The sequence below is a fragment of the Arthrobacter sp. CAN_A2 genome (assembly GCF_015752045.1).
Lineage (GTDB): Bacteria > Actinomycetota > Actinomycetes > Actinomycetales > Micrococcaceae > Arthrobacter_D.
Genome location: NZ_JADOUS010000005.1, coordinates 26,601 through 49,431, shown reverse-complemented (window position 1 = coordinate 49,431; position 22,831 = coordinate 26,601). Strand labels below are relative to the sequence as shown.

At 70.7% G+C, this 22,831-nt stretch carries 21 protein-coding genes; 9 read left to right on the top strand and 12 right to left on the bottom strand.

Annotation, left to right across the window (positions count from 1 at the left end):
- Positions 1–66 precede the first annotated feature (66 nt).
- The 3 genes from IWX63_RS07545 to IWX63_RS07535 form a co-directional block, all read right to left on the bottom strand.
- Positions 67–507 (bottom strand): hypothetical protein, encoded by a 441-nt coding sequence (locus tag IWX63_RS07545; RefSeq protein ID WP_199277557.1) that lies wholly within the window; start codon positions 505–507, stop codon positions 67–69.
- Positions 504–1,169 (bottom strand): TetR/AcrR family transcriptional regulator, encoded by a 666-nt coding sequence (locus tag IWX63_RS07540; protein WP_199277556.1) that lies wholly within the window; start codon positions 1,167–1,169, stop codon positions 504–506. Before IWX63_RS07540 ends, IWX63_RS07545 begins: the two co-directional genes overlap by 4 nt.
- A 173-nt stretch (positions 1,170–1,342) precedes the next feature.
- Positions 1,343–3,547 (bottom strand): L,D-transpeptidase family protein, encoded by a 2,205-nt coding sequence (locus IWX63_RS07535; protein WP_199277555.1) that lies wholly within the window; start codon positions 3,545–3,547, stop codon positions 1,343–1,345.
- Positions 3,548–3,646: 99 nt separating this feature from the next.
- Between IWX63_RS07535 and IWX63_RS07530 the strand changes: the two genes are divergently transcribed.
- Positions 3,647–4,177, top strand: a complete 531-nt coding sequence (locus IWX63_RS07530; RefSeq protein WP_199277554.1) for a hypothetical protein — start codon at positions 3,647–3,649, stop codon at positions 4,175–4,177.
- Between the two features lie 51 nt (positions 4,178–4,228).
- Here IWX63_RS07530 and tgt read toward each other — a convergent pair whose 3' ends face one another.
- From tgt to IWX63_RS07515, 3 genes are all read right to left on the bottom strand, one after another.
- A complete protein-coding gene (gene tgt, locus IWX63_RS07525) occupies positions 4,229–5,485 on the bottom strand; it encodes a tRNA guanosine(34) transglycosylase Tgt (protein WP_199277553.1) in 1,257 nt (418 codons plus the stop codon).
- Positions 5,486–5,521: 36 nt separating this feature from the next.
- The gene (locus tag IWX63_RS07520) at positions 5,522–6,379 is read right to left on the bottom strand and encodes a DUF6707 family protein (protein ID WP_334685718.1); all 858 of its coding nucleotides are present in this window, start codon (positions 6,377–6,379) and stop codon (positions 5,522–5,524) included.
- Positions 6,380–6,499: 120 nt separating this feature from the next.
- Entirely contained in the window at positions 6,500–7,039 is a 540-nt protein-coding gene (locus tag IWX63_RS07515) for an NUDIX hydrolase family protein (protein WP_199277552.1), read from the bottom strand.
- Positions 7,040–7,279: 240 nt separating this feature from the next.
- Between IWX63_RS07515 and IWX63_RS07510 the strand changes: the two genes are divergently transcribed.
- Positions 7,280–9,115: a GDSL-type esterase/lipase family protein gene (locus IWX63_RS07510; protein ID WP_199277551.1), complete on the top strand. Its 1,836-nt coding sequence runs from the start codon at positions 7,280–7,282 to the stop codon at positions 9,113–9,115.
- Positions 9,116–9,161: 46 nt separating this feature from the next.
- On the opposite strand, the gene IWX63_RS07505 is transcribed toward IWX63_RS07510, so the two are convergent.
- Positions 9,162–9,854 carry a VOC family protein gene (locus IWX63_RS07505; RefSeq protein WP_199277550.1) on the bottom strand — a complete coding sequence of 231 codons (693 nt, stop codon included), beginning with the start codon at positions 9,852–9,854 and terminating at the stop codon, positions 9,162–9,164.
- A gap of 87 nt (positions 9,855–9,941) precedes the next feature.
- On the opposite strand from IWX63_RS07505, the gene IWX63_RS07500 reads away from it, so the two are divergent.
- The gene (locus tag IWX63_RS07500; RefSeq protein WP_199277549.1) at positions 9,942–10,544 is read left to right on the top strand and encodes a YdeI/OmpD-associated family protein; all 603 of its coding nucleotides are present in this window, start codon (positions 9,942–9,944) and stop codon (positions 10,542–10,544) included.
- A 7-nt stretch (positions 10,545–10,551) separates the two neighbouring features.
- On the opposite strand, the gene IWX63_RS07495 is transcribed toward IWX63_RS07500, so the two are convergent.
- Together IWX63_RS07495 and IWX63_RS07490 are read right to left on the bottom strand one after the other, a co-directional pair.
- Positions 10,552–11,784, bottom strand: a complete 1,233-nt coding sequence (locus tag IWX63_RS07495; RefSeq protein WP_199277548.1) for a saccharopine dehydrogenase family protein — start codon at positions 11,782–11,784, stop codon at positions 10,552–10,554.
- A 12-nt stretch (positions 11,785–11,796) separates the two neighbouring features.
- Positions 11,797–12,816, bottom strand: coding sequence for a glycoside hydrolase family 76 protein (locus IWX63_RS07490; RefSeq protein ID WP_199277547.1), 1,020 nt, complete (start codon positions 12,814–12,816; stop codon positions 11,797–11,799).
- Positions 12,817–12,961: 145 nt separating this feature from the next.
- Here IWX63_RS07490 and IWX63_RS07485 point away from each other — a divergent pair, with 145 nt between their 5' ends.
- From IWX63_RS07485 to IWX63_RS07460, 6 genes are all read left to right on the top strand, one after another.
- Positions 12,962–13,747 carry an SDR family NAD(P)-dependent oxidoreductase gene (locus IWX63_RS07485; RefSeq protein ID WP_199277546.1) on the top strand — a complete coding sequence of 262 codons (786 nt, stop codon included), beginning with the start codon at positions 12,962–12,964 and terminating at the stop codon, positions 13,745–13,747.
- Between the two features lie 42 nt (positions 13,748–13,789).
- Complete coding sequence (locus IWX63_RS07480; protein ID WP_199277545.1) at positions 13,790–14,950, top strand: acyl-CoA dehydrogenase family protein; 1,161 nt, start codon at positions 13,790–13,792, stop codon at positions 14,948–14,950.
- Between the two features lie 62 nt (positions 14,951–15,012).
- Positions 15,013–15,426 carry a YidH family protein gene (locus IWX63_RS07475; RefSeq protein ID WP_442859112.1) on the top strand — a complete coding sequence of 138 codons (414 nt, stop codon included), beginning with the start codon at positions 15,013–15,015 and terminating at the stop codon, positions 15,424–15,426.
- 2 nt (positions 15,427–15,428) lie between these two features.
- Positions 15,429–15,782, top strand: a complete 354-nt coding sequence (locus IWX63_RS07470) for a DUF202 domain-containing protein (protein WP_199277544.1) — start codon at positions 15,429–15,431, stop codon at positions 15,780–15,782.
- A gap of 250 nt (positions 15,783–16,032) precedes the next feature.
- A complete protein-coding gene (ppc, locus tag IWX63_RS07465; RefSeq protein ID WP_442859115.1) occupies positions 16,033–18,786 on the top strand; it encodes a phosphoenolpyruvate carboxylase in 2,754 nt (917 codons plus the stop codon).
- Between the two features lie 126 nt (positions 18,787–18,912).
- Positions 18,913–19,845, top strand: a complete 933-nt coding sequence (locus IWX63_RS07460) for an NADP-dependent oxidoreductase (protein WP_199277543.1) — start codon at positions 18,913–18,915, stop codon at positions 19,843–19,845.
- Between the two features lie 57 nt (positions 19,846–19,902).
- Here IWX63_RS07460 and IWX63_RS07455 read toward each other — a convergent pair whose 3' ends face one another.
- From IWX63_RS07455 to IWX63_RS07445, 3 genes are all read right to left on the bottom strand, one after another.
- Positions 19,903–21,204, bottom strand: a complete 1,302-nt coding sequence (locus IWX63_RS07455; RefSeq protein WP_199277542.1) for a TspO/MBR family protein — start codon at positions 21,202–21,204, stop codon at positions 19,903–19,905.
- A complete protein-coding gene (locus tag IWX63_RS07450) occupies positions 21,167–21,802 on the bottom strand; it encodes a DedA family protein (RefSeq protein ID WP_334685717.1) in 636 nt (211 codons plus the stop codon). The genes IWX63_RS07455 and IWX63_RS07450 overlap by 38 nt, the downstream gene beginning before the upstream one ends.
- Before the next feature lie 107 nt (positions 21,803–21,909).
- Positions 21,910–22,818: an RluA family pseudouridine synthase gene (locus tag IWX63_RS07445; protein ID WP_199277785.1), complete on the bottom strand. Its 909-nt coding sequence runs from the start codon at positions 22,816–22,818 to the stop codon at positions 21,910–21,912.
- Positions 22,819–22,831 lie beyond the last annotated feature (13 nt).

The window sequence follows — 22,831 nt, the reverse complement described above, 5'->3', positions numbered from 1 at the left end:
TCCGGGACGGGATGGGATCACGGGCCCCGGTCGTCCGAATCTCCGTCCCGGGTGTTGTGGCAGGGCTCATTGCACGCGGACCAGCTTCCAGACGCTGGCGCGGGCGATGGCGCCGGCGCCTCCGATGATCAGGGCGATGGGGAGGCTCTCGAGGAACACCCGGGAGGGTGACAGCAGGGCGATCACGATGAAGGAGGCCAGGGTGAAGGCGGCGAAGAAGACGCCGACGTGCACCCACTGGTTCGCCACGGGGCGCAGCAGGAGCCCGAGCACGATGCCGAGGGGCAGGCCGGTGAGCACGCCGACGCCGATGCCGTACCAGAGCGCCAGGAGGAAGACGCCCGGGGCGCCCGGCCCCCAGGAGACGGCGAACGCCAGGGCGAGGGTCGCGAGCCCCACGAGGAACCCCACGGCGACGGCGCCGACCCCGAACGTCACCCGGCGGCGGGGGTCCAGTGTGTGGCGCCCGGCGTCGTCGTCGGCCGTCACGGGCGGTTCCTTCGTCATTGTCGGGTCCCCCGGATGAGTTGCACGATGTCCTCGACGATCTTCCGCACCACGGGAAGCCGGGAGAGGATCACGAGCTTCGAGAGGAGCGGCGCGGCCTGATCGATGAGCCGCCGCGTGCGGACCTGGTCGGGGGAGGAGTCGTAGACCCAGAAGAGGGTGATGCCCATGGAGGCGTACCAGAGGAGTTCGGGGAGGTCGTCGCGGATGGCCAGGGGCGGCTGCGGCCTGGACATCGCCACGGCCTGCCGGAACAGCGAGATGGCGCGGGCCCTGGCCACAGCGGACTCGCTGCCGAACGGGCTCGTGGTCGCGGACGGCTTGATGGCGATGCTGATGAAGTTGGAGCCGAAGTCGTGGTATGGCCCCATCACGCCGATCCCCGTGTTCAGGACGATCCGCAGGAGCTCGCCGAGATTCTGGCCCTCGCGCAGGCGGGGGAGTGCGAGGGAGCGGTGCTCCTCCTGGAGGCTGCGGTACAGCTCGTGGACGAGGTCGTCCTTCGAGGCGAAGTAGTAGTAGGCACTTCCCGTGGAGACATCGGCGGCCGCCGCGATGGCCCGCATGGTCGTCTTCTCGTAGCCGGTCTCGCGGAACAGCCGGAGCGCGGTGGAGACCAGCAACTCCCGGGTTGCTTCGCTCTTGGCCGTCGGCGAGGGCATGGGCCTCCTTTTCGAACGTGTTCAATTCGGAGTGTAGCCCAGAATTGAACACGTTCGAACAGGGATGGTGCGGGCAGGTATCGCGGGGTTCCTGGGTAGGCCTGACGGCTGGTGGGACGCGAGGACCCCCGGCGGTCTCCCGTCGGGGGTCCTCTTGGCGCGGTGCGGGGCTGCTACCGGAACAGGTCCGATGCGACGCCCATGATGATGCGGTCCCCGGGAGTCGATTTCCTCAGGTAGTCCTCGACGGCCCAGTCGTCGAGCGCGATGCACCCGGCGGTCGGAACCTTGTTCTCGTGCAGGAAGATGGCGAAGCCCGCGTCCTGCACGATGGGCGAATCCGGCGGCCGGTTGTAGTTGATCACGGCACCCTGCCGGTAGTCGTGGGTGCCTCGTGTCGCGAAGTACCACATGTCCTCGTCATACCCCACCCAGGTGGAGGACTCGAAGTACTTGTTGTAGGTGGACGTGTTCGGATTGCCGCCCCAGCGTGAACGGGGGTTGAGCGTGCGGTAGGGCAGTGCGGTGCCGGGGTTGCCCAGGCCGAAGGCCTCGGTCACGGAGTAGGACCCGGTGGGGGAGTAGTTGAAGCGGGTCGGCCCGGAGGGCACTCCCGGCCTCTTGAAGCCGCTGGCTCCTACCCTGGCATCCGTCTTCCAGTCGGTGACGTACGTCCCCGCCACCTTCTGGCAGTACACGGCGCTGGCGTTACTCTGGCCGTACGCGCCGGCGATGGTGAGGAGGACCCTCTTCGCCCCGCCCGTCGGGTACTTGGAGCGGCCGTCGTTCAGGGTGGAGCATTCGGTGTGCCGGTGGTCCCGGCTGCTGGAACCATTCCAGGAGATGAAGCCGCCCTGGAAGGGTTGGACGCATTCGCCGCCCTCGCAGCGTTCGGGCGTCTGGGGGTAGCCCAGGTAGCTGAGGTGCCGGCCCAACGACTCGTACCTGGTCTTCATCCCGCCGCGGACGGGCTGGGACCCGGTCGCGGGTGACCAGAGGATCACGCCACCCAGGAACCGCTGGTAGCAGCCACCGTTCCGTTGGCCGCAGACTTCGGCCTCCAGCGGGTAACCCAGGTAGCCGTTGTTGGCGCCCAGGTTCCTGTAGCGCGCACCGATGTCACCGTTCGTCGAGTGTCCGCCCGTCGCCGGGGACCAGTAGGTCGAGCCGCCCTGGTACTTCTGGACACACCCGCCGTCGGGCTGCCCGCACACCTCGTTCTCGAGGGGATAGCCGAGTACACCGTTCTGGGCGCCGCGGGCCGCCCAGGCGGCGAGCATCCCGCCGCGGCTGATGTGGGCGCCTGTGGCCGGTGACCAGGAGATCACCCCGCGCTGGTAGGTCTGCTTACAGCCGGCCGACCGCAGCCCGCAGGTCTCCCTGGACGTCGGATAACCGAGCCAGCCGTTCTCCGCCCCGGTCCCCGAGTAGGCGCCACCGATGGCTCCGGGGGTCCACACACCGTAGGCGCCGGACGATGCGGACCACAGGATCCGGAGGCCGCCGAAGTCCTGGACGCATCCCCTGTCACGCTTGCCGCACACCTCGGCCGAGGACGGGTGACCGGCAGCAGCGTAGCCGCCGTACAGGGTGTACAGGGCGCCGCCGATGGCGCCGCGGGTCCATACCTGCTGGTGCCCGGCCTTCGTGCTCCAGGTGAGGTCTGTCCCGTTGGAGAACCGCTGGGAGCAGCCACCCGTGGTGCACTGTTCGTCGGTGGTCGGGTAGCCGACAGCGCCCAGGCCTCCGATGGCTGCCCATCGGGGGCCGGTGTTGCCGGAGGTGAACAGTCCTGCGTGCGCTCCGGTGGAGGGGGTGTAGTGGATCTCCCCGCCGACGAACGTCTCCACACAGTGCCCTGCCGCATCGCAGGATTCATTGGAGGTCGGTTCGCCCAGTGCGCCTGTGGCGCCGCCGAGCTCCCGCCATTTCGCGGCGATGCCGCCGATGGGGGTGAAGGGGCCCGCTGCGGCAGCACCGGCCTCGGGGTCTCGTGCTTCCGCCGGGGCGGTCGGCTCCTGGGTCCCAGGCTCTGCGGGTTCCTGATCCGAGGGTTCGGCCGGGTCCGGGACCGCAGGAACCTCCGACGCTGGAAGCTCCGGCGGAACCGATGCGGAGGTCGATGGCTCCGGACCCGCTTCCGGGCTCTCCGGCGCGGGGGTCCTCAGCACTGCTGCTGGGGGCGTCGTGCCGGGATCGGCCGTGGCCGGAGCCGCGGGAAGGGTTGCAGGAGGGGTCGCGGGAGGAGTCTGCTCCGCGACCGTCGGCGAGGGCACCGGCGCCGCGACGGCGCCCGGAGCGAGTCCGGAAAGAAGGAGTGCGGCCAGCGAGACCACAGCGAGCGCGCGCGCCGGAAGGGACGTGGATGAATGGTTCACCGGGAGACAACCGCCTGACAGGTAGAGGATGCTGGGGCCCCGTCGGCGAAGGCATCAGCGCGGACTTCAGCCGTGCCGCCGGCTGGGACTGTTTGTTCGATGCTCGCGCGACCGGCCACGCTGCTGGTGCTGCCGACGGCGACGACGACGGAGAAGGTCACTGCCGTGTCGGTGGTGTTCGTCAGCGTCCCGGAGAAGGACCAGATGCCCGCTGCGTCCGCCGTGCACACGACATCGCTCAGGGCCTCATTGGCGATGGCGGTCGGATTCGCGGGCACGGACTCCGTGCTGGTTTCCAGGGTCGCCTCGACGCTCGGTCCCGGATCGGGCGCCACCGTTGCCGGCAGATCCGCCCCCGTCGCTGCGGCCCCGGCCGTCGTCGGTGCGACCGGCGATCCGGGCGCCGTCGTCGATGGTGGGGCCGACGGTGCTGATGCCGGGGCGTCGGGGACGTCGGCAGGTGGCGACGTGCAGCCGGAAAGGGCGATGGAGCCCACGGCCGCGCATAAGAAAAGCGGCCTGAGACTCCGCATTGTTCCCCCGTTATCTGCGGTGAACTTCCCGTTCAAGAACCAGGGGCTTCTGACCGGGAAGATTGTACAGTCGGAGATTATCAGCGATCTTCCGTGATCCGGTCCGACATTCGACAAGAATTCCACAGCGTCTTGTGAGGAACAGGGTTTATCGGTAGTACGAACCCAGCACGTCGGCTTTCAGTTCGGGGAACGTCCCGTCGTCGATGGCCGCACGGGCGTCGTCGACCATGCGGATGACGAATCTTTCATTGTGGATCGAGATGAGGGTCGCGGACACCATTTCCTTCGCCTTGAACAGGTGATGGATATAGGCACGCGAATAGTTCCCGCAGGTGTAGCAGTCACACCCGTCGACGAGGGGCCCGAAGTCCCTCTTGAACCGGGCGTTGGAGAGATTCCAGCGGCCGTGGGGCGTATAGAACGCGGAATTGCGGGCCACCCGCGTGGGGGAGACGCAGTCGAAGGTGTCGGCACCGTTCTCGATTGCGGTGAACAGGTCATCCGGCTCCGAGATGCCGAGAAGGTGCCGGGGCTTGTCCTCCGGCAGTTCGTCGCTGCACCACCCGAGAATCGTCCCGAGATTCTCCTTCTCCAGCGCGCCGCCGATACCGAACCCGTCGAAGTCCATGGCACCGAGATCCGCGGACGCCTTCCGCCGGAGGTCCTCGTACTGTGCACCCTGGATGACGCCGAACAGGGCCTGGTAGGGGCGGTGGCTGCGCTCGCCGGTGAGCCGCTGGTGTTCAGCGATGCAGCGCAGGGCCCACAACCGGGTCCTTTCGAGGGATTCCTCCTGGTAGCCGCGGGAGTTCATGAGCGTGGTCAGCTCGTCGAAGGCGAACATGACGTCCGCGCCGAGCTGGTGCTGCACCTGCATCGAGATCTCGGGAGTGAAACGGTGGCGGTCCCCGTTCAGGTGGCTCTTGAACCAGACGCCGTCGTCGTCGATGTGCGCGAGGCGTTCCTTGCCCACGGCGATGCGGTCGTCCGCACCCGCCGTGTCGGCGTCCACGGGGACGTCCATGGAGATGACCTTCTTGAAGCCCGATCCGAGGCTCATCACCTGGAAGCCGCCGGAGTCCGTGAAGGTGGGGCCCTGCCAGTTCATGAACGCGCCGAGCCCGCCGGCCTCGTCGAGGATGTCCGCGCCCGGCTGCAGGTACAGGTGGTAGGCGTTGGCGAGCAGTGCCTGGGCGCCGACCTCGGACATCGCCCCGGGCAGGACGGCCTTCACGGTCGCCTTGGTGCCCACGGGGATGAAGGCGGGTGTGCGGATCTCGCCGTGCGGGGTGGTGATCGTCCCGGTTCGTCCGTGCCGCCGCCCGCCGGCTCCCGGCGTCGTGTCCTCGAGGCGGTGGTTGACGGAGAAGGCGAACGAGGACTGCTGGGACTGTGGGTGCACCACCCTATTTTGCCAGTCCGTGGAGGGCCGGCGGACCTACTGGTCCGAGGCGAGCTGCGCGTTGAGCGAGCCGACGGCGGCGAGCTCCGCGGCGATGCGCCGCTCCAGTACGTCCCGGCTCAGTGTCTCGGAGCCGCCATGGGCCCGGAGGTACAGCAGGACGCCGATACGGAGCACCCGCCAGTCGCGTTCGACGTCGATCCGCCCCGCCGTGGAGGCACGGAGGATCTCGGGGTCGTAGACATTGGGTTCGTTGAGCTGCCGCTGACGGTACATGGCGCTGGTCTTGGCGCGGAGCGGGTCCGTCTCGGCGTCGTCCGCGACGCGGATCGCGGCCGAGTACCGGAGGGAGCGCTCGTCGTCGTGCCGGGTCAGGTAGGCGGCGATCGCGAGGCCGCCCTCGATCCATTTCCAGCGGCCGAAGTTCCCGTCGAACGGCAGTTCCGCCAGGAGGTCGGCGATGCCCAGGGCCGCCGCGGTGTCGCCCTCGTCGACGAACAGGGCGAGCGCGAGCTGGTGCAGGTCCTGGAGGTTGCTGCCTGACTTGAGGTTGATGCCGCGGGCCAATCGGCCGGCGAGGTCCTGGATGCCCGCGCTGTCCGGGTGCGCCTGCGCCACCTGCGCGACGAGCGCCTCCGGGGATCCGTGGTCGGCGGCGACGGCGGAGACCCCGATCTCGGCGTCGGCGGGCTCCACGTAGACCATCGATCCGGTGGCGATCGTGATGCGGCGATCTCCCTCGACGGTCGCCACCATGAGCGCCGGTACCCCGAAGTCGTCGTTCTCGACCGCGACCGACACGACCTCGGCCGCCTCGTCGCGGTCGGGGAGAGCCAGCACGTCACCGGCCGCCAGCATCTCCGCCGGGACCGCGCGCAGCCCTGTCCTGTCCACCCTGTTCACCATCATGTGCGTCGTGCCAGCCTCTGTTTGTAGCCCCCTGGATGTCCATCGTCGCCCCGGCGCGCCCCTCTCACGATACGGGTACCGCGGGGTCCGGCAGGTGCCGTCGGGTCAGCGTCCCCAGCCGGCGTGGGCCAGTGCCTGGCGCAGGAGGTCCGCGCGTCCGCCCGAGAACTCGGCCTGGATCGATGGGCTCAACGCCTCGGACGGTGTCAGCCAGGACAGCTCCAGCGCGTCCTGGCGTGGGTTGCACTCGCCCGTGACGGGGATCAGGTAGGCGAGGGCGACGGCGTGCTGGCGGTCGTCGGTCAGCCCCGTCTCCGAGGGGGAGGGGAAGTACTCGGCGATCGTGAAGGGGACGGGCGACGGCGGCAGCTGGGGCAGGGCCAGCGGCCCCAGGTCCTTCTCGAGGTGTCGCAGCAGCGCGGCCCGGATGGTCTCCCGGTACATGACGCGGCCGGAGACGAAGGTGCGTACCATCTCGCCCTGCTCGCTGGCCTGCAGCAGCAGCCCTACCTCGTTCACGTATCCGAGGGTGTCGCACCGCACCGGGATCGCCTCCACGTACACCATCGGCAGGCGGCGGCGGGCCTCGTAGAGGTCATCTTCGGAGAGCCAACCCGGATTGGGGTCAGGGGTACGAACGTTCATACCCCAGTTCTATCGCAGTGGCCGCGCTCGGGGCAGGCGGCGCGCGGTTCTTCGGCCCGTGGCTGAATCCGCGGTGACGTGCGGGTCCTGTCGCAGGATCTGCTCCCCGACGGGTGATCACAGGAGTGCGATGCACCCGTATAGTCACCGGACCCGGGATGAAACACCCGGGCGAGGCGATCGTTTCTTTTTCATACATTAGGGTGTCGATAATGCTTTCGTGAATAATGGGGTTCTTTGATGTTCAAGACGAAACGGCTCGGTGCCGTCGCTATGACGACCTTCGTTCTCTGCTCGGGAGTCGGAGCTCTCGCGCCTCCGGCGCAGGCGGTCTCCCCGGTCGTCGCACCCATGGTCGTGGTTGCGGGCTATACCGTCGACGGCCTGACCTACCTCAAGTGGAACGCCGACCGCGCCGTGCTCGGCAACCCCCTCGGTTACAAGAGCTGTGACGGGATCAGTTGCTCCCAGCGCTTCCAGAAGGGGTACGTCATCTGGACCCAGAGGACCGGCGCGCAGATAGTGCTCGACGACGCCATCGGCGCGCGGTACGCGGCGAGCGGGTGGACCAGGGGCTTCCTGGGCTTCCCCACGGGCGACGCCGGCGGGCTCTCCGTCCGTGGCGGGAGACTCCAGCACTTCCAGAACGGGTTCATCTACTGGTCGCCTGCCACCGGGGCCCAGACCGTCTTCGGCGGCATCAAGGGCTACTACGCCGCGAACCAGTACGAGCGCGGCTTCCTGGGCTATCCCACGTCCGGGGAGGTCGCCGTCCCGAACGGTGTCCGGCAGGACTTCGAGGGCGGAAAGGTGTTCTGGTCCAAGGGCCGGATCACCACCACCACCAACGGGAGCATCCAGACCTATTACGAGCAGAGAGGCGGCGCGCTCTCCTTCCTAGGCCTGCCGACCGGCAACAAGACCGCCTGGAACGGCGGGTACTACCAGAGCTTCGAGAACGGGTACGTGACCTGGCTGCCTGCGACCGGGGTCCAGGTCGTCTTCGGCGGCATCAAGGGCTTCTACGCCGCCAACGGGTACGAGCGCGGTTTCCTGGGCTATCCCACGTCCGGGGAGGTCGCCGTCCCGAACGGTGTCCGGCAGGACTTCCAGGGCGGGAAGGTCTTCTGGTCCCGCGGCCAGGTCTTCGCCACCACCAACGGGAGCATCCAGACCTATTACGAGCAGAAGGGCGGTGCCCAGTCCGCCCTCGGCCTGCCGACCGGCACCAAGACCGCCTGGCAGGGTGGGTACTATCAACGCTTCCAGGGGGGGATGATCGCGTGGGGTCCGGCCACCGGCGCCAGGAGCATCGACACCGGGCACTTCACCACGCTGGAGAGCAATTTCGCGAGGTACGGTTGGCCGACGACTGACACCTGGAAGGACGGGGCAGGTACCCACACCCGGTTCCAGAAAGGCATCATCACGACGAACGCGCCGCCGGTCGGCCCACCGGCCGCACCCCCGGTGACCCCGCCGTCCTCCGCCTACCCCTTCACCTCGGTCACGGCCACCGCGACGTCCGTGGTGCTTTACGGTGACTCGCAGCTCGACGGTGACTCCTGGAGCGAGCAGGGTGCCCGCGCCATGGGCTTCACTGATCAGGCCTCACACCTCGCCTTCGGGGGCATGGGCTACTCGACCGCCAGCGTCGTGGCCGGCGGAACGGGCTGGACCGCGGTCCAGAACGGCTTGATGCCGTTCCCGGGTGGCACTCCGGGCGTGGTGCTGGTCACCCTGGGTGGTAACGACGCGACGTCGGGGAAGTCGGACGCACAGGTCATCGCCGACAGCACGGCCCTGTGGGCCAAGCTGAAGCTGATGTACCCGAACAGCAGGATCGTCATCAACGGGGTCATGTCCCGCAGCGATGATTCGCACGTCCAGCGCCGCCACATCGACGAGGTGCTGGCGGCGAACGCCGCGCAGCAGGGCGTCACCTTCATCTCCGTCGCAGGCCTCGCCAGTGCAGCCAACGCCGAGTACCTGGACGGTGTCCACCTGTCGCAGAACGGTCACAATGCGGTCGCCACGTTGTACACCGCGAAGCTCGCGGCCGCCCTGGGGCGGTAGCAGGCGCGCGGTTCCTCTCCCGGTGGCCGACCCCGCCGGTGCGGGGTCAGTGCACCTGCCGCTCGTCGACCCGCACCGTGGTGCCCCAGGGGGCACGTACCTGCAGCGACCGTCCGCCCGCCTCCTCGACGACGACGGGCCCGAAGCCACCCGCGGTGAGGCCAGCCAGGAGCTCCGGCACACCGCCGTCGTACTCGAAGGCCAGGTCGACGGCGGTGCGCGGTCCGGTGCTCGCGGCGACGAGGCCACCGTTCTTCGCCCGGAAGTCGTGCCGCGTGCCGGCGTCGGAGCTGACCCTTGGCTTCGCCCCGATGTCCTCGAGGACCGTCACGGCGGGCCCGACGTCGGGCGTGGACCAGACGGCGAGGACGGACAGCGGCGACGACGGCGCCCGCGTCTCGCGAGGACCGGCGCCGGCCGGGAAGGACATCCCATCCGGTCCGGTGACGCGTGCGGTGAGGTCGCGGCCCTCCCCGGTGAGGACGACGGCGGTCCCGGCCTCCGCCGTCCGGCGCGCGAATTCCCGCACCTCGCCGACCTCGAACCCGAGGGCCACGGTGCCGTCCGCCGGGCTGCCGGGGACGCAGCGGTGCAGGGCGACGCGCCCGCTTCCGGCGTCGAAGACCGCGAAGGAACCGTTCGGTGCAGGTTCCAGCGCGGGGCTGAGCCCGAGCGCGCGGAGGAAACCGGCGGCAGCGGTGGGATCGGGTGTGTGGACGAGCGGTCTGACGCGGAGCATCAGGCCTCCTTCAGGTAGTGGTCGGGGCCTGCCCAGCATGCCAGCAACCCCATTCCGGAATGGCACGGGGCGCCCTAGGGTGGTCGCATGAAGCCCGAACTCGCCGAACTGCTCCTGCCCGACGTCGCCGCATGGCGAGCGTGGCTGGAGGAGAACCACGCCTCCTCGCCCGGCGTCTGGCTGATCGAGCACAAGAAGGGCGGGACGACGACGCAGCTCACCTACGCGCAGGCCCTCGACGAGGCCCTCTGCTTCGGCTGGATCGACGGCCAGTCGAAATCCCGGGACGAGCACAGCTATTTCCAGCGCTTCACGCCGCGCGGCCCGCGGAGCATCTGGTCCGTCCGCAACCAGGGCCACATCGAGCGGCTCCGCGCCGAGGGGCGTATGCGGGAAGCCGGCGAGCGGGCGGTGGCGGCAGCGCAGGCCGACGGCCGGTGGGAGCGGGCGTATTCTGGTCCGGCGAACGCCAAGACCCCGCCCGAACTCCTGGCTGCGATCGAGGCCGACGACGCCGCGCTCGCCACCTACCGCACCCTGTCCTCGCAGAACCGCTACGCCATGGTCTTCCGGCTGTCCCAGCTGAAGACCGAGGCCGCGAAGGAGCGCAACATCACGAAGTTCGTCGCCATGCTGGCGCGAGGGGAGACGCTCTATCCCCAGGGGAAGGGGTCGACGACGAGCGACTAGCCCGAGGTCAGGACAGCCTCGTCACCTCGTAGGTGTGCCCGGCCGTACGGAGCCGCTGCACGAGCACATCGCCGAGCGCTGTGGCAGGCGTCAGTGATCCGCTCAGGGGCGGTAGCCGGTCACCGTCCACTGCCAGGGCCAGTGCCGCCTCGCCGGCCATGACGGCGGTGGCGGCGTAGCCAGGGTCGCCGGGGCCGGCCGCGGTCGCCCGGTACCGTTGACCGCCCTCGGTGTGGGCGGTCACCTGCGAGCGGAACCAGCCCTTGCGCTGCGTGTCGATACTGGGGCCCGTCCCCGGAGCCGGCAGCACGCGGTCGAGCAGGCGTCGGGTCGCCGGGAACGCCATCGCGCGGGCGAACGCGCCAAGTCCGAGCGCCGTCGCCCCGGCCATGACCGCGCCCGCCGGTCCCCGGGCGACCCCCATCACCTCGCCGTACTGCAGGGAGCGGCCGTAGGCCCAGCCCTGCAGCGCGTTGCTGCGGCGCACGATCCGGGTGTTGGCCGCCGCCATGACGAAGGGCGCGGTCCACAGGCCGTCGCCGGACCGGCTCACCGGACCGGCGTCCGCCGGCTGCGGTGTCGCCGGCTCCTGCTCGCGGTCCGGGCTGAGGGCGTAGGGGTCGGCGACGAGGGACCGCAGCGCGGCACTCGACCGCATCCCGTCGAGCTGCACGCGCATCGAGTCGAGCGTGCCTCCGCTGATGCCGCCCTTCGCCGTCGCGACGAGCTGGACCTCGGTCAGTGCACCGGCGCCGTCGGCCTCTGCGGCCCGATGGAGGAGCAGGACCGCCAGATCGGACGGCACGGAGTCGTAGCCGCACGAGTGCACGATCCGGGCGCCGCTCGTCCGGGCCAGGGCGTCGCTGCGGTCGATCGCCTCGCGGACGAAGGAGACCTCACCCGTCAGGTCGCCGTAGTGGGTGCCCGCCCGCGCGCAGGCCTCGACGACGGGCAGCCCGTACGTCGCGTACGGGCCCACGGTGGTGAAGAGCACCCGGGTGCCCTCGGCCAGGGCGGCGATCGAGCCGGCGTCCGCCGAGTCCGCCTCGATGAGGGGCCAGTCCCGGGCGGCGGCCGGCAACCGCGACCGGACCGCCTCGAGCCTGGCCGTCGACCGGCCCGCGAGCCCGATCCGCAGGCCGGCCGGGGCGTGCGTGGCGAGATAGGCGGCGATCAGTTCGCCGACGAAGCCGGTCGCTCCGTAGAGGACGAGGTCATGGTCGCGGGGTGAGGTCTCCATGGAAGCAGTGTGTCACCGGGGCGACGGGCCTGCCCGGCACCCTGCCGCGTGAGCGGCCTCCAGGATCATCCAGGCCTGGAGCTGGGACGACAGGCTGACCGGCCCGTCCTGCCGCGGCGGGAAGACGAGCATTCCTGAACCGTCCGCGCGGCGGCCGGACCAGACGTGATCCGCCGTCGCGCCGAGCACTGCCCGGACCTCGGTGGCTGCGGATGCTCCGATCTCCGCCGCGGCAGCCTGCGCGAGGTAGCGCGCGAGGATCCCGGTGAACAGGCCGGCGTCGCCGGTGGACGCCAGGGGCAGCACGCCGTCGTCGTCGGCGACCTCACGGGCCACCGACACGGCGAGCTCGGCCGCGTGCCGCAGATCGGCCGGCCCGCCGACGGCGACCAGTGCTCCGAGGACCGTGCCCTGGTTGTACGTGTGCAGCGACCGTTCCACCCGGCCGTCGGCCTTGACGCCGTCCAGGTAGAGGCCGCTCCCGGCGTCGAAGAGGCGCTCCCGGAGCCAGTCGAGGAGCTCCTGTGCCCGCCCGGTCTCGCCGGCCCGCGCGAAGAAGAGCGCGGCGGGGGCCGTGCTCGGGGTGTTCTTGTAGTCCCGCGTGGTGTTCCAGTAGACGCCGCCGCCGAGGTCCGGGGTGTGCGCCGACCGGAGCGCGTCACCGAGCACCCGCACGCGGCGCCGCGGACTCCGCCGCCCGTCCAGCGCGTCGAGGCGCTGCAGGGCGAGCGCGAGCCACGCCATGTCGTCGTAATAGGCGTTGCGCCACCGGCCACCGTTCCTCAGCCAGATGCCGCGGGCGAGCTTCCGGGCCTCGGGCAGCGCACCCGTCCCGGCGTCTCGCCGGTGCTCGTCCAGCAGGCAGTCCAGGTAGTGCGCCTGCCACCAGTAGTGCCAGTGGCTCCGGGGGCTGGTCGGCGCCGGGAACGCGACGGCTGCGAGGCGCGTCCCGGGCAGCCGCAGGCTCCGCCGGGAGAACAGATGGCGGACGCTGCGGGCCGCCGCGGCGGCGGCGTCGTCGGGAATGGGCATGTGACCACCCTAGTCACGCCGGTGCATCACGGGATTGGGCAGGATGCGCAGCGGATCGTCCGCAGGGTGCGCAGTGGGCCCCGTCACAGTACGCTGGGCGCGTGGATGGACCAACGGCGGTCCTCCGGAGGCGGAAGGACCAGGCATGGACATCAGGGGAGCAGTGGCCCTCGTCACCGGAGGCGCCTCCGGGCTCGGGCTGGCCACGGCCCGCCGGCTGTTCGACGACGGCGCGGCGGTGGTCCTCGTCGACCTCCCGCAGTCCGCCGGCGCAGAGGTCGCCGCGGAACTGGACCCGCGCGGCGAGCGGGTCCGTTTCGTCGCCGCCGACGTCGCCGATCCCGCCCAGGTGCAGGCCGCGGTCGACGCCGCCGCCGGGCTCGGCCCGCTGCGGATCGTGGTCAACTGCGCCGGGATCGCCACCCCGGGCAAGGTCCTCGGACGCGACGGCGTCCTGCCGCTGGAGCAGTTCGCGCGCGTCATCGGCGTCAACCTCGTCGGCACCTTCAACGTCATCCGGCTCGCCGCCGAAGCCATGGCCGCCACGCCCACCGTGACGGGTCTGGGCGGCTCGGACGAGCGTGGCGTCATCATCAACACCGCGTCCGTCGCGGCGTTCGACGGGCAGATCGGGCAGCCCGCCTACGCAGCGTCCAAGGGCGGCGTCGCGGCCATGACGCTGCCCATCGCGCGCGAACTCGCGCGGTCCCTCATCCGCGTGGTCACGATCGCCCCCGGCATCTTCGAGACGCCCATGATGGCCGGGTTGCCGCAGGAGGCCCAGGACTCCCTGGGGGCCCAGGTCCCGCACCCCTCCCGCCTCGGCAAACCCGTCGAGTACGCGGCGCTCGCCGCGCACATCGTGGCGAACCAGATGCTCAACGGCGAGACGATCCGCCTCGACGGCGCCATCCGCATGGCGCCGAGATAGCGCCGCTCCCGGTCTCAGCCCGATTGAAAGGACGGCTCGACGATGAGCCAGCTACCCACCGCCGATTTCCTCGGCTTCGAATCCCTCCTCCCTGCCCGCGAGCGTGCGAAGCTGCAGGACGTCCGGGACTTCCTGGACAAGGAGGTCTCGCCGCGCGCCGTCGAATGGTGGAACAGGGCCGAGTTCCCCCATGAGATCCTGCCGAAGCTGGCGGGCCTGAAGCTCAGCACGCCCGTGCAGCAGGGCTACAGCAACCTGTTCAGCGGCCTGGTGATCGCGGAGATGACCCGCGCGGACACCTCGATCGCCACGTTCTTCATGGTCCACCACGACCTCTTCGTCGAGGCCCTGCACACCTTCGGCAGCGCGGAGCAGAAGGCACGGCTCCTGCAGGACGCCATGGACCTGACGATCACGGGGGCGTTCGCGCTCACCGAACCGCTGCACGGGTCCGACGTCGCCGGCGGCATGGCGACCACGGCCACGCGCGACGGCGACACCTGGGTGATCAACGGCGCCAAGCGGTGGATCGGCAACGGGACGTTCTGCGACTACATGCTCCTCTGGGCCCGGGACACGGAAACGGGGGGAGTGCGCGGCTTCATCCTCGACGCCACCCTGCCCGGGGTGACGCGCACCGTCATCGCGAACAAGACCGCGCTCCGGACGGTCCAGAACGCGGACATCACCCTGACGGACGTGCGCGTCGACGAGGCCGACCGCTTCGCCGGCATCGAGTCCTTCGACGACACCCGGCAGCTCCTGCTCGGCTCCCGGATCCTCGTCGGCTGGCAGGCCGTCGGCCAGCAGCTGGCCGCGTTCGACGTCGCCCGCCAGTACGCCGTCGAGCGTCACCAGTTCGGCCGGCCGATCGCGGGGTTCCAGCTCGTCCAGGACCAGCTCGTCACGATGATGGGCAACACGACGGCGAGCCTCGGCGTGATGGCCCGCATCGCCCAACTGCAGGAGCAGGGCGCGTCCGACATGCCGCAGGCCGCCTTCGCCAAGGCCTTCACCACGGCCCGGATGCGCGAGACGGTGGCGCTCGGGCGGGGCATCCTCGGCGGGAACGGGATCGTCACGGACTTCTCCATGGCGAAGATCTTCGCCGACGCCGAAGCCGTCTACACCTACGAGGGGTCCTACGAGATCAACACCCTGATCGTGGGCCGGGCGCTGACGGGCATCTCGGCCTTCGCCTGACCCCGCACCGGGTACGCGGGGGCGTCGGCGCGCAAGCCGGTCGGCGGACCTACCATTGGCGCGTGACCTCTTCCAGCGACGACCAGCCCGGCATCGCCGCCGTCCCACCCGGGCGGAGCTCCCGCTCCGCGCGGATCCTCGGCGGCGGGACCGAGCCGGACCCCCGATTCACCCTCGCCAATGAGCGGACGTTCCTCGCGTGGATCCGGACGGCGCTCGCGCTCCTCGCCGGAGGCGTCGCCGTCGAGGCCTTCACCACGGACACGTTCGCGAGCCCGGTCCGGACCGGGCTCGCCGTCGTGCTCCTGCTCCTCGCGATGGTCCTGGCCGTCGCGGCCGGGCTCCGCTGGCTCGCCGTCGAACGCGCCATGCGCCGGCAGGCGCCGCTTCCCCTCTCGATCCTCGTGCCCGTCCTGGCCGGTGGGGGCGCGCTCGTCGCGGCAGCGTTCCTCGTCGTCGTGCTGGGGAACGCCTGACCGTGCACGCCCGGCGGGATGAACCGGCCTCGAGGCCGCACGCTGATCCGGGGCTGCAGCCCGAGCGGACCGCCCTGGCGTGGAACCGCACCATGCTCGCGCTGGTCGTCGCGGGCCTCCTCCTGCTCCGCTGGGTGCCCCGCCACGGCGGGTTCCCCCTCGGGCTGACCCTGCTGACCGCCGCGACGGCCCTGGCCATCACCGTGGGCCAGGCCCGCCGCTACCGGCGCAGCGCCCGCGGGATCCGGGACGGGCGGGTCGAGGCCGACGTCGTCGGCGTCGTGGGGACCACGGTTGCCGTGGCGCTCCTCGGCGCGCTGGCCCTGGTCGTCGTCGTCGCCCTGCCCCTGCGCTGACCGCGCCGGACGGGAACCCGCAGGGCAGGACCGCTTCACATGACGGACACGGTGGGGCCCGCACCACAGCGCCGGGTAAAATCCGACCATCATCCGTCGTATCCAGTGCCGCATACGCCCGTTCTCCGTGACCTGAAAGCAGGCCGTTGTGACAGTGCCCCCCGAAGTGACCGCCCCGCCCGTCGGCGACCGGCTCGGCGACGCGACAGGCGATGCGGCAGGAGACGTCAGCGCCGACCTCCGTGCCGACGTGCGGCGTGTCAGTACGCTGCTGGGCGAATCGCTGGTCCGGCAGCACGGGCAGGAGCTGCTGGATCTCGTGGAGCGCGTGCGCCTGCTCACGAAGCAGTCCAAGGAATCGGGCAGTGTCAGCGACGCCGGGGAACGCGCGGAACTGGCCGGTCGCGTCCGCGAACTGCTCGCGGCCCTGCCCATCGACCAGGCGACGGACCTGGTGCGGGCCTTCGCGGCCTACTTCCACCTGGCCAATGCCGCCGAGCAGGTCCACCGCGTGCGCGGTCTGCGCGCGCGGCCCGAGGAGGACGGCTGGCTGGCGCAGACCGTCTCCCGCATCGCCTCCGACGCCGGTCCCGCGGCGCTCGCCGACGTCGTCGCGTCCCTCGACGTGCGCCCCGTCTTCACGGCGCACCCCACCGAGGCGTCGCGGCGGTCGGTCCTGGACAAGCTCCGCCGCCTCTCGGACATCCTCGCCGAGGCCACGCCGGAGGGCTCCCAGCGGCGGCGACGCCAGGACCGGCGGCTCGCCGAGGTCATCGACCTGATCTGGCAGACGGACGAACTGCGGCAGGTACGGCCCACGCCGATCGACGAGGCCCGGAACGCCATCTACTACCTCGGCGACATCCTCACCACTTCGATGCCCGAACTGCTCGAGGATCTCTCCGACCTCCTGGCCGAGCACGGCGTGGCGCTGCCCGCCGAAGGAGCCCCGGTCCGGTTCGGCTCGTGGATCGGCGGCGACCGCGACGGCAACCCGAACGTCACCGCGGCCGTGACCCGCGAGATCCTGCAGATCCAGAACCAGCAGGCCGTCCGCATCGCGATCCACTTCATCGACCGGCTCATCTCGTCGCTCTCGTCCTCGACGGCGATCGTCGCGGCGTCCGAGGAGCTGACGGCATCCATCCGGGGCGACCTCGCGAACCTCCCGCGCCTGGACAAGCGGATCCTCGAGCTCAACGCCCAGGAGCCCTACCGCCTCAAGCTGACCTGCGTGAAGGCCAAGCTGCTCAACACCGCGGCGCGGGTGCAGAACCACACCGCACACGAGCCCGGCCGGGACTACAACGCCACGGCGCAGGTGCTGGCCGATCTCGAGCTGGTCGGGGACTCCCTCCGGCAGCACGCGGCGGGCCTCGCCGCGGACGGCGCCCTCGCCACCGCGTCGCGCGTCATCTCGTCCTTCGGGCTGCACCTCGCGACCCTCGACGTCCGCGAGCACGCGGACATGCACCACGACGTGATCGCCCAGCTGACCGACCGCCTGGGCGAACTCGAGGTCCCCTACCTCGAGCTGGCCCGCGCCGACCGCCTCCGGACGCTGTCGGACGAACTGGCCTCCCGGCGTCCGCTGGCGACGGCGAATCCTCCCCTGGACGACGGCGCGCGCCGCACCTTCGACGTCTTCCGGGAGATCGCGTCCGCCCTGGAGACCTACGGGCCTGACGTCGTCGAGACCTACATCGTCTCGATGACGCGCGGGGCGGACGACGTGCTCGCGCCGGTGGTGCTCGCCCGCGAGGCCGGGCTGGTCGACGTCGTCGGGAACGGGTCCGGGGGCGCGGACTCCGGCGCGTTCGCGAAGATCGGCTTCGCGCCGCTCCTCGAGACGGTCGACGAACTGAGGGTCTCCGCACGGATCGTGGACACCCTCCTGTCCGATCCCACCTACCGGGAGGTGGTCCGCCTGCGCGGTGACGTGCAGGAGGTGATGCTCGGCTACTCGGACTCCAACAAGGAATCGGGCGTGCTCACGAGCCTCTGGGAGATCCACAAGACGCAGCGGCTCCTGCGCGACGTCGCCGCGAAGCACGGGGTGCGGCTCCGCCTGTTCCACGGCCGCGGCGGATCCGTGGGCCGGGGCGGCGGCCCGACGTACGACGCCATCATCGCGCAGCCCAACGGCGTTCTCGAGGGCGAGATCAAGTTCACCGAGCAGGGCGAGGTGATCAGCGACAAGTACTCGCTGCCCGCCCTCGCCCGGGAGAACCTCGAGCTGTCCCTGGCCGCGGTCATGCAGGGTTCCGCGCTGCACCGCACCCCCCGATCGTCCGACGACGAGCGGGACCGCTGGGCGGAGGTCATGGAGACGGTGTCCGACGCCGCGTTCGCCCGCTACCGATCGCTGATCGACCACGAGGACCTGCCGGCGTATTTCCTCGCCTCCACGCCGGTGGAGCAGCTCGGCTCGCTCAACATCGGCTCGCGGCCCGCCAAGCGGCCGGACTCCGGCAGCGGCCTCGGCGGCCTGCGAGCCATCCCGTGGGTCTTCGGCTGGACCCAGTCCCGGCAGATCGTCCCCGGCTGGTTCGGCGTCGGTTCCGGGCTGCGTGCTGCGCGGGAGGCAGGCCATGAGGGGATGCTCGCGGAGATGCTGGAGCGCTGGCACTTCTTCCGCACGGTCGTCTCGAACGTGGAGATGACCCTCGCGAAGACGGACCTCGAGATCGCCGCGCACTACGTCGAGGCCCTCGTGCCGGGCGACCTGCAGCACCTCTTCGGCGTCATCCGGGAGGAGTACGAGCTCACGCTCGCCGAGATCAGGCTGCTGACCGGCGAACACGAACTGCTCGACAACCAGCCGGTCCTGAAGCGGTCCCTCGCGGTGCGTGACCAGTACCTCGACCCGATCTCCTACCTCCAGGTGGAACTGCTGCGCCGGGTGCGGTCCGAGGCGGACGGCGGGCAGCCCGACGGGCAGCTCCAGCGTGCGATGTTGATCACCATCAACGGGGTCGCCGCCGGGATGCGCAACACGGGCTGAGCCCGGCGCCCCGCCACGGCCCCGTCGCCCGGAATACGGCCGGCGACGGGTCGGTTGCGCCTCACGAAGCCGCAAGGCATCCGGCCCGCCGTGAACCGGTGGGCCGGTCTACGAGGAGGAGACCCCATGAAGGCAGTGTTCTACGAGCAGTACGGCGACCCCGACGTCCTCCAGTACGGTGAGCAGCCGGACCCCAAGGTGGGCCCGGACGCGGTACTCGTCGACGTGCGGGCGTCCTCGGTCAACCCGGTGGACTGGAAGATCACCGCAGGCTACCTCGACGGTGCGCTGCCGGCGTACTTCCCGGTGATCCCGGGGTGGGACGTGGCCGGCGTCGTCGTCCAGCCCGGGCCGTCGGTGACGGAGTTCCAGGCCGGCGACGAGGTCATCGGCTACGTGCGCGCGGACACCGTGGGCTTCGGGACCTTCGCGGAGCAGGTGGCAGCTCCCGTCCGGACGCTCGCCCGGAAGCCGCGCAACGTGTCCTGGGCGGAGGCGGCCACCATGCCGCTGGCCGGACTCACGGCGTACCAGTCGCTCCGGGCCGTCGGTGTGTCCGACGGCGAGACCGTCCTCGTGCACAACGGTGCGGGCGGCGTGGGCACGTACGCGATCCAGATCGCGAAGGCGTGGGGCGCCCGGGTGCTGGCCACGGCGTCCGAGAAGAACCACGACTTCCTGCGCTCACTCGGCGCCGAGCCGCTCACCTATGGCGAGGGACTCGGGGAGCGCATCGCCGAGGCGGCGCCGGAGGGGCTCGACGCCGTCGTCGACTACGTGGGCGGGGACGACTGGGTGGCCTCGCTGGCGTTCCTGAAGGACGCGACGAGGGTCGCCTCGGTGACGGACGCCGAGGTGAAGGACAAGGGCGGTCGGTACATCTTCGTGCGGCCGAACCCGGAGGACCTGCTCGCGCTCACCGAGCTCGTCGAAGCGGGGAGCGTCAAGCCCGTGCTCGCCGAGACCTTCCCGCTGGAGCGCGCGGCCGATGCGTTCCGCAGCAGCATCGACGGCCACGTGCGCGGCAAGATCGCCGTCACCGTGGGCGACCAGGGCTGAGGCCGGGGCCGCTTCGGGGCACGGCGCGGCGTCCTGCCTGCGCCGTGCCCTGAGCTCTCAGTGCCGCGAGTCCTCGTAGTCGCCGCCCCCCAGGTGGACGGGCTCGCGCCGTGCGTCCTGCTGCGCCCGGAGCCAGTGCCGGTATTCGTGGTCCACGCGGTGGCGGCGGGAACCGGCGGTGATGAGCAGCAGGAAGATCGCGAGGACGGCGAAGAACGCCAGGTTCATCGCGAAGGGCTCACCCAGGATCCGTTCGACGGCGATCCACAGCAACCCCCACGAGGTCGCCGCGGCCACGGCGAGGCGTCCGCGGTCGGTCGAGCAGATGACGGCGGCCGTCACGAGGACGGCGCTGATCCCGAGGATGGACCAGACGACGCCGGACCACCCGAAGAGGTCCGCTCCTGCAGCCGTGAGGAACGCGGCCCAGTTGGCGGCCGCCGCCAGCAGCACCCAGCCCAGGTAGAGGCCGATCGGGGTATCCACGAGCGACCCCTCCATCCGCGTCTCGTTGGGGTGGTCGTTCATGGTCCGGACGGCGGACAGGAGCGCGAAGAAGAGCAGCATGATCACGACGAGGCTCAGCGTCAGGCGGCCGGCCTGTGCGGTCAGGATCCATGCGAGGTTGAGGATCATGGAGGCCGCCACGGTCCAGCCGAGGGTCCGCTGGCGGTCGGTCCTCCGCTGCGACGGCAGCCACTGGAACACCGTGTAGGCCATCAGGCCCAGGTAGATCACGCTCCAGATGGAGAAGGCAGTCGACGACGGCGCCAGCAGCGTCGCGTCCGGGGCGAACAGGCCGCCCGCGGCGTCGCGGATCGATGGGCCGCCGAAGGCCCCCACCCCTGCGGCCGAGCCGAGGATGCAGGCGATGGCGCACACCGTCACGACCACCTGCCGGACGATGTCCGGATCCCAGGAGGAGACGTGGCGGACCGTCGCGCTGCTGCCCCGGTTGATGGCCTTGCCGGTCACGCCTACCGCTGTCCTCGCCCGGAGGGCAGCGACCCGGAGCCGCTCCGCTGCATCCGGGCCTCCCCGCTGCCCGCTGCCCTTGGCGTGCGAGGTCTCCCTGCTGTCCTTGCCGTGTGGGGCCTCCCCCCTGCCCGCAGCTCCGGTGGGCGCACCCGGAACGCGGGTGTCGCCGTGGTCGGTGCCTGCCGCTGTCGTTGCAGCGGCGGACCGATCGGCTGCGTCGTGGTCGGTGGCCGCGGCAGCACGTGGCTGCGCGGCCTTGAGGCGTTCGAGGACACTGGCCGTGTCAGCGGGGTGTGCCGCCGTGGGAGCTTCCTGCGCGACGGTCGGGGGCCTGACCGGCCTTTCAGGGAGCTTCGGACCCGGGTTCTTCGGGGTGCTCATGCGCGTTCTTAGCCTTCCGGTGTTTCTTCAGGGCGAGGATTGCCGCCGTGATGGCTCCCACAAGCGTACCGATCACCATTCCGAGTAGGGCGCCCACCCAGGCGGGCAGCCCTGTCGAGGCGCCCGCCACGAAGCCGAGCCCGAGCAGCCAGGCCGTCCACAGTGCGCCCCCGGTGGCCGCCGCGAGCATGAAGGGGCGCAGGGGCAGCTCGGCGATGCCCGCCGCGGCAACGCTCGCGGTGCGTCCGCCGGGCAGGAAGCGGACGGCGACGACGGCGGCGTAGGTGGGCGACGAGCCCGCCTTCGCGATGGCCTCACGCAGCCCCCGATGGACCCGGCGCCCCCAGCGGAAACGGTCGAGGATATGCGTGAGCCGGCGCCGGAACAGGAGGAACAGGGCCACATCCCCGATCCAGCTGCCGGCCCACGCGACGAGGCCCGCGACGGGCAGCAGGAGCATGCCGTCGGCGGCCATCGTGCCGGCACCGATCACGAGCAGTTCCGAGGGCACCACGGGGAGCACCACATCGGCGACGACGACGGCGAACATGACGAGGAGGTAGAGCGGGTCGGGGATGTCCGTGCCGGGCAGGTCCACCCAGCAAATGTACCGTCCGGACCCGGGTCACCGCCGGGGTCCGGGGAACAAACCGGACCGGACCATGGGAGGAGGCCAGGGCGGAGCCCGGACGGATCAGGGCAGGGTCAGGCGAACTCGGCCAGGGTGAGGCCGGACTCGAAGCTCCGCGCCGTGCCGTCCACGGGGTCCGTGAACGCGATGCTGTGCGCGAGGAGCTGCAGCGGCCTCGTGTAGTCGTCCGGCGCCTGCGGGTGCAGCACCGGGTAGAACGGGTCGTTGACGATGCCGAGGCCGAGGGACGCCATGTGCAGCCGGAGCTGGTGGGTCTTCCCGGTGTGCGGCTGCAGCCGGTACAGCCCGCGATCGGCGCGCTGATCCAGCAGGCTCACCGTGGTGTGGGTGTTCACCGGTCCCTCGACCTCCTGGGCCAGCAGGTAGGTCCGGGACTTCACGATCCTGCTGCGCACGTCCTGCGGCTCCTCGTCGAGCCGCAGCTCCGGCCGGATGGGCGCCACGGCACGGTACTCCTTGCTGATGCGCCTGTTCTCGAAGAGCAACTGGTAGGCGCCGCGGGTATCCGGATCGACGGAGAACATGAGGATGCCGGCCGTCATGCGGTCCAGGCGGTGCATGGGGATGAGGTCCGGGATGCCGAGCTCCACGCGCAACCGGACGAGGGCGGACTCCGCCACATACATGCCGCCCGGCGTGGTGGGGAGGAAATGGGGCTTGTCGACGACGAGCAGGTGGTCGTCCTGGTGCAGGATGGAGAGCTCGACGGGCAACCGCTCCTCGACCGGCAGCTCGCGGTAGTACCAGACGAACGTGTGCTCACCGAGCGGGGTGGACCGCGTCAGGATCTCACCGCCCAGCGCGACGACCTCCCCGCGGTCGAAGCGCTCGCCGATGCCCTCGGGATCCACGTGGTCGAACCGGTCGAGGATGTAGTCGAGGGCGGTCTCCCAAGGGCCCTCCTCGGGCAGGCGGAGCCGTGTCGCGTTGACGCCGTTGCGCACGGGCAGGGGTGATTTCATCGCCATCAGCGCA